Genomic DNA, 5,929 nt, shown 5'->3' with positions numbered 1-5,929 from the left:
ACCAAGGCCGACTTCGACAACTGCGTGGCTATCCATCCGACCAGTGCGGAAGAGTTTGTGACCATGCGCTAAACGCATACAACGATATAACCCTTCACTCAAACCCGGCTCAAGCCGGGTTTTTTGATCCCTCCTCGCCAGTTCCCTCGCAACACCAGTGTTCTTTACGCCGATTTTACGCCTGCCCCATGGCGCTTTATGGCGCCTTTACGCCTGTTTTACATACCATTTCAGCGTCAATTACACCTATGGAGTCGATATGAATTGGCTATATCTGCTGCTGGTCCTCGCCCTGCTGGGTTATCTGTTGCGTGCGTTAACACGCAGCCACGAGTGAGGAACTGAATATGTGGCAAGAAGTGATTTATCCGGTGGCCTTTGTGCTGCTAATCCTGCTGCCGGCACCTCTGCTTGGCGGCTACCTGTATCGGGTCTTCGAGGGGCAGAGCCGCTGGCTGTCGCCCATAGAGCGCGCCACCCTGGCCTGCTGCGGCACGGACGGACGGGAGCAAGACTGGAAGTCCTACGCCCTCAGCCTGCTGGCATTCAACGGGGCCGGTTTCGGCCTGCTGTTCCTGATCCTGATGGCGCAAGGCCTGCTGCCCCTCAACCCGCAGCAAATGCCGGGCATGAGCTGGCAACTCGCCTTCAACACCGCGGTCAGCTTTATGACCAACACCAACTGGCAAGCCTATTCCGGTGAAGCCAGTCTCTCCTACTTCAGCCAGATGGTAGGCCTGACCACCCAGAACTTCGTCTCCGCCGCCACTGGCGCCGCTGTTGCCGTCGCACTGTTCCGTGGTATCGCCCGCCAACAGACCACCAACCTTGGCAACTTCTGGCAGGATCTGGTGCGTTTCTGTCTCTATGTGCTGCTGCCGATGGCGCTGATCATGGCGCTGCTGCTGGTATGGCAGGGCGTGCCCCAGACGCTGTCGGCCTATCTGCCGTTCCACAGCCTGGAAGGTCAGGAGCAGCTGCTGCCACTGGGCCCTGCCGCGTCCCAGATCGCCATCAAGCAGCTCGGCTCCAACGGCGGTGGCTTCTTCGGCATCAACTCGGCTCACCCGTTCGAGAACCCGACCGCACTGACCAACTGGCTGGAGATGGTCGCTCTGCTCACCATAGCCGCCGCCATGGTCTGCACGCTGGGTCGCTACGTGAAGGACGTGGCCCATAGTCGCGCCATCCTCACCGCCATGACCATCATGCTGGTGCTGGGCCTTTCCCTCTCCCTCTCCCAGGAGATAAAGCCGGATCCCAACCTCGCTCACCTCACCACTCAGATGGGCAACTGGGAAGGCAAGGAGAGCCGCTTCGGCCCCGTGCTCTCCAGCATCTGGAAAGTGGCGACCACGGCCGCCTCCAACGGCTCGGTCAACTCCATGCACGACAGCGCTGCCCCCCTCGCCGGCATGGTCGCCATGATCAACATGCTGCTGGGTGAAGTGGTGTTCGGCGGCGTGGGTGCCGGTATCTACGGCATGATGCTGTTCGTGCTGCTGACCGTGTTCCTGTGTGGCCTTATGGTGGGTCGTACACCCACCTATCTGGGCAAACGCCTCGGCATCACTGAGATGAAGTGGGTGGTCGCCAGCATGCTGGTGATGCCCGTCGGGGTATTGGTGATCGGTGGCGTAACCCTGCTGATGCCGAATGCCGACACCGTCATAGGTCATGAAGGCCCGCACGGCCTGTCACGGCTGATCTATGCCTACGCCTCGGCTGCCGGCAACAACGGTTCCGCCTTCGCGGGCTTTGCCGCCGCCGATAGCTGGCAGTGCATCGCCATCGCGCTGGCCATGCTGCTCGGACGCTTCGGTTACATCATCCCGGTGCTGGCCATCGCCGGCCAGCTCGCCCGCGCTCCGCGCCAGGAGACGGGTGAAGGTGACTTCCCGATCCGGGGGCCACTGTTTATTACCTTGCTGATCATCACAGTCCTGCTGATTGGCGGCCTCTCCTTCCTGCCACTGCTGGCACTGGGACCCGTGGCCGAACATCTAAGCCTGATACAGGGAGCGTTCTAATGAGCAAATCCATCTCCATGACAGCCCGCACCGAGAAGGTGAAGGCCAAAAAACAGAAATCGCAAGTCATGCAGGCAATGATTGAAGCCCTTTATCGCTTCAATCCGAAGGCGTTGTTTGGCAGCCCCATACTGTTCACCCTCTGGCTGGCTGCCGTGATGGCGACCGTGGAATCGCTGCTGGGACAACCCTTCTCCGGGGTCGCCCCCAGCCTGGCCTGGCAGCTGACCGCCTGGCTCTGGCTGACCCTCTGGTTTGCCAACTTCGCCGAGACCCTGGCCGAAGGGCGCGGCAAAGCGAGGGCCGACAGCCTGAAGGCTGGCATGAGCCAGCTCAAGGCACGCCGGGTCACGGATGCCAAGGATGGGCAGGGTGAATGGGTATCCGCCACCAGCCTGCGGAAAGGTGATCTGGTACTGGTACGCAGCGGTGAAATGATCCCGGCCGATGGTGAAGTGGTGGCAGGCATTGCCTCGGTGAACGAGGCGGCCATCACGGGTGAATCCGCCCCCGTCATCCGCGAATCCGGTACCGACCGCAGTGGCGTGACCGGCAACACCACTGTGGTCTCGGACGAGATCTGGGTGCGCGTCAGCAACAATCCGGGTGAGAGCACGCTGGATCGGATGATCTCGCTGGTGGAAGGAGCCAAGCGCCAGAAGACCCCGAACGAGATGGCGCTCGATGCCCTGCTGGTGGGTCTGACCCTGATCTTCCTGCTGGTGGTGGCTACCCTGCCCTGGTTCCTCAACTACAACGGAACCCAGGTGCCCAGGATCTACCTGCTCGCCCTCTTCATCACCCTGATCCCGACCACCATAGGCGGGCTGCTCTCCGCCATCGGCATCGCCGGCATGGATCGGCTGGTGAAACTGAACGTGATTGCCAAGTCGGGCCGCGCAGTGGAGGCCGCCGGTGATGTGCGTACCCTGCTGCTGGACAAAACAGGCACCATCACCTTCGGCAACCGCATGGCCGACGAGCTGATCCCGGCCCCCGGTGTTGATCCCTCCCTGCTGGCCCAGGCGGCCATGCTGGCCTCCCTCGGGGACAATACGCCGGAAGGCAAGTCCATCCTGACCCTGGCAGGCAAGAGCATGGCCAAGCCGAGCCAGCTGGAGAGTGACAAACTGATCCCGTTCAGCGCCGAGACCCGGTTGAGCGGGCTGGATCGCAACGGTCATCAATATCGCAAGGGGGCTGTGGATGCTGTGCTCAACTATCTCTCCCTCGAGCGCAAGGCGGTGCCCGAGCTGATCCTCAAGTCGGTCGACAACATAGCCCGCCAGGGCGGCACTCCACTGCTGGTCTGTACCCACGAGAAGTTGATGGGGGTTGTGTTCCTCAAAGACATCATCAAGCCCGGCATCAAGGCCCGCTTCCAGATCCTGCGTCACATGGGGATCCGTACCGTGATGATTACCGGTGACAACCCGCTGACTGCCGCCGCCATCGCCGCCGAAGCCGGGGTGGATGACTTCATCGCCGAAGCCACCCCTGAGAAGAAGCTGGCCTATATCCGCCAGGAGCAGGCCGATGGCCGCCTGGTCGCCATGTGCGGTGACGGTGCCAACGACGCCCCGGCGCTGGCCCAGGCCGACGTGGGTCTGGCCATGAACGAGGGTACTCAGGCCGCCAAGGAAGCGGGCAACCTGGTGGATCTGGATTCAAACCCCACCAAGCTGCTGGACGTGGTGCTGGTCGGCAAACAGTTGCTGGTGACCCGGGGGGCACTGACCACCTTCTCCATCGCCAACGACGTGGCCAAGTACTTCGCCATACTGCCAGCCCTGTTCATCGCAGCCTATCCGCAGCTGGGTGCGCTGAACCTGATGCAGCTGGGCAGCCCGCAGAGCGCCATCCTGTCGGCCATCATCTTCAACGCCCTGATCATAGTGGCGCTGGTGCCGCTGGCCCTGCGCGGTGTCAGCCTGAAGGGATCCCCCGCCAGCCTGCTGCGCCGCAACCTGCTGATCTACGGTGTCGGTGGTCTGCTGGTGCCCTTCATTGGTATCAAGCTGATCGACCTGGTCATCACTGGCCTGGGTCTGGTGTAACGCCATTGCGGGGAGCAAGCCTGGCTTGCCCCCCATCAACCTGTTTGGAGCAAGAAAATCATGATAGCAATCAGAACCCTGCTGACCCTGACCCTGCTGCTGGGCGTCGGCTACCCACTGGCGGTGACCGGGCTGGCCCAGCTGATGTTCCCCTGGCAGGCCAACGGCAGCCAGCTGACCAACGGTAACCAACAGCTGATCGGCAGTGCCCTGCTGGCGCAGAAATTCGATCGGGCCGAGTACTTCCACTCCCGCCCCTCCGCCAGCGACTTCGCCACCATTGGCGGCAGTGCCAGCAATCTGGGGATGGGCTCACCACTGCGCAGAGAGTTCGCCGAGGCGCAGGGCAATGTTCAGTCCCCCACCATGCTGACCCGCTCCGCCTCCGGCCTGGACCCCCATCTGCCGGTAGATGCCGTGCTGGCTCAGGTAGAAAGAGTGGCCAAACAACGAGGGCTGGATCCCGCCTTGCTGACGGAGCAGGTCAAGTCCAGAGTGCAGGCTGGTATCCTTGGCCCGCAAGTGGTCAACATCCTCCAGCTCAACCTGCAGCTCGACAAGGACGCTTGATAGAGAGGACGGGGATCCCACATTTTCGAACTGAGCCAGCGGTTGCTCGATAAGGATCATAATGCGTGATGAGGTAAAGGCTGGTGCCCTGATGGCAAGCATGGAGCAGGAGTTCTGGGATGCGTGATGAGGTGCGGGCCGACGCCTTGCTGGCGAGTCTGGAGCAGGAACACAAAGGCAAGCTGAAGGTTTTTCTCGGCGCCGCGCCCGGCGTCGGCAAGACCTACGCCATGCTGCAAGCAGTACGGGAACAGGCACGGGAAGGGGTCGACATCCTGATCGGCGTGGTGGAAACCCACGGCCGTCAGGAGACCCTGGCCCTGCTCGACAAGCTTGCCATCCAGCCGCGCAAGCTCCATCTCCATCGCCAGCAACGGCTGGAGGAGATGGACTTGGATGCTCTGCTCGAACGCAAACCCGCCATCGTCGTAGTGGATGAGCTGGCCCACAGCAATGCCCCGGGCAGCCGTCACGAAAAGCGCTGGCAGGATGTGGAGGAGTTGCTTGGTGCCGGCATCGATGTCTACTCCACCCTCAACGTGCAGCACCTGGAGAGCCTCAACGATCTGGTGTGGCAACTGACCGGGGTCAGGGTCAAGGAGACACTGCCGGATCAAGTGCTGCTGGAGGCGGACAGCATCATACTGATCGACCTGCCTCCCAAGGAGCTGCTCGGCCGACTCAAGGAGGGCAAGGTCTATGTGCCCCATCAGGCCAAGGCCGCCCTGCAATCCTTCTTCTCCCTCAACAACCTGACCGCCCTGCGCGAGCTGGCGATGCAGACCGCCGCCAGCCACGTGGAGGGGGATCTGCAGTTGCAGTGGCAGGCGGCGGGCAAGACCACGCTGCCGCTGCGGGGCAAGCTGATGGTCTGCCTCGGCGATCAGCACGGCTCGGCGCTGGTACGCTACGGCCACCGCTTCGCCCAGCGCCGCCAGCTGCCCTGGCTGGTGGTGCACATCGACAGCAAGGGGCAACGCTCCGCCGAGCTGGAGCAGGCGCTGGCGCTGGCCTCTCACCTCGGTGCCAAGGTGCTGACCCTCTCCAGCCCGGCGGTGGCCAATACGCTGCTGGAAACCGCCGAGCAGCAACAGGTCTCGCAACTGCTGCTTGGCAAACCCCACAAGGCCCCCTGGCGCCGTTCCCTGGTCCAACACCTGCTCAAGCAGGCGCAGGGGCTCGAAATCACACTGGTTGATACAGAGAAGCGCAAACCCGGCCCGGGACTGCAACCACTCCACCCCAAGGACATACGCCAGAGCCTGCTGGCCA

General features: G+C 62.4%; 3 protein-coding genes and 1 pseudogene. All 4 read left to right on the top strand.

Annotated features, from left to right (window positions below; genetic code table 11):
• Positions 1 to 347: 347 nt before the first annotated feature.
• Complete coding sequence (gene kdpA, locus AAC083_RS17850; RefSeq protein WP_042037122.1) at positions 348 to 2,030, top strand: potassium-transporting ATPase subunit KdpA; 1,683 nt, start codon at positions 348 to 350, stop codon at positions 2,028 to 2,030.
• Positions 2,030 to 4,087, top strand: a complete 2,058-nt coding sequence (gene kdpB / locus AAC083_RS17845) for a potassium-transporting ATPase subunit KdpB (protein WP_042037123.1) — start codon at positions 2,030 to 2,032, stop codon at positions 4,085 to 4,087. Before kdpA ends, kdpB begins: the two co-directional genes overlap by 1 nt.
• Before the next feature lie 60 nt (positions 4,088 to 4,147).
• A complete protein-coding gene (locus AAC083_RS17840; RefSeq protein WP_042037124.1) occupies positions 4,148 to 4,657 on the top strand; it encodes a potassium-transporting ATPase subunit C in 510 nt (169 codons plus the stop codon).
• Positions 4,658 to 4,776: 119 nt separating this feature from the next.
• A pseudogene (locus AAC083_RS17835) lies at positions 4,777 to 5,929 on the top strand (sensor histidine kinase); the annotation flags it as partial.

This window comes from Aeromonas sp. HMWF014, from assembly GCF_963878295.1.
Lineage (GTDB): Bacteria > Pseudomonadota > Gammaproteobacteria > Enterobacterales > Aeromonadaceae > Aeromonas > Aeromonas popoffii.
The sequence above is the reverse complement of the archived record's forward strand: the minus strand, read 5'-3'. Positions and strand labels throughout refer to the sequence as shown.

Coding starts and splice junctions, on each gene's coding strand:
- kdpA (WP_042037122.1), top strand. CDS start 348: ATGTGGCAAGAAGTGATTTATCCGGTGGCCTTTGTGCTGCTAATCCTG.
- kdpB (WP_042037123.1), top strand. CDS start 2,030: ATGAGCAAATCCATCTCCATGACAGCCCGCACCGAGAAGGTGAAGGCC.
- AAC083_RS17840 (WP_042037124.1), top strand. CDS start 4,148: ATGATAGCAATCAGAACCCTGCTGACCCTGACCCTGCTGCTGGGCGTC.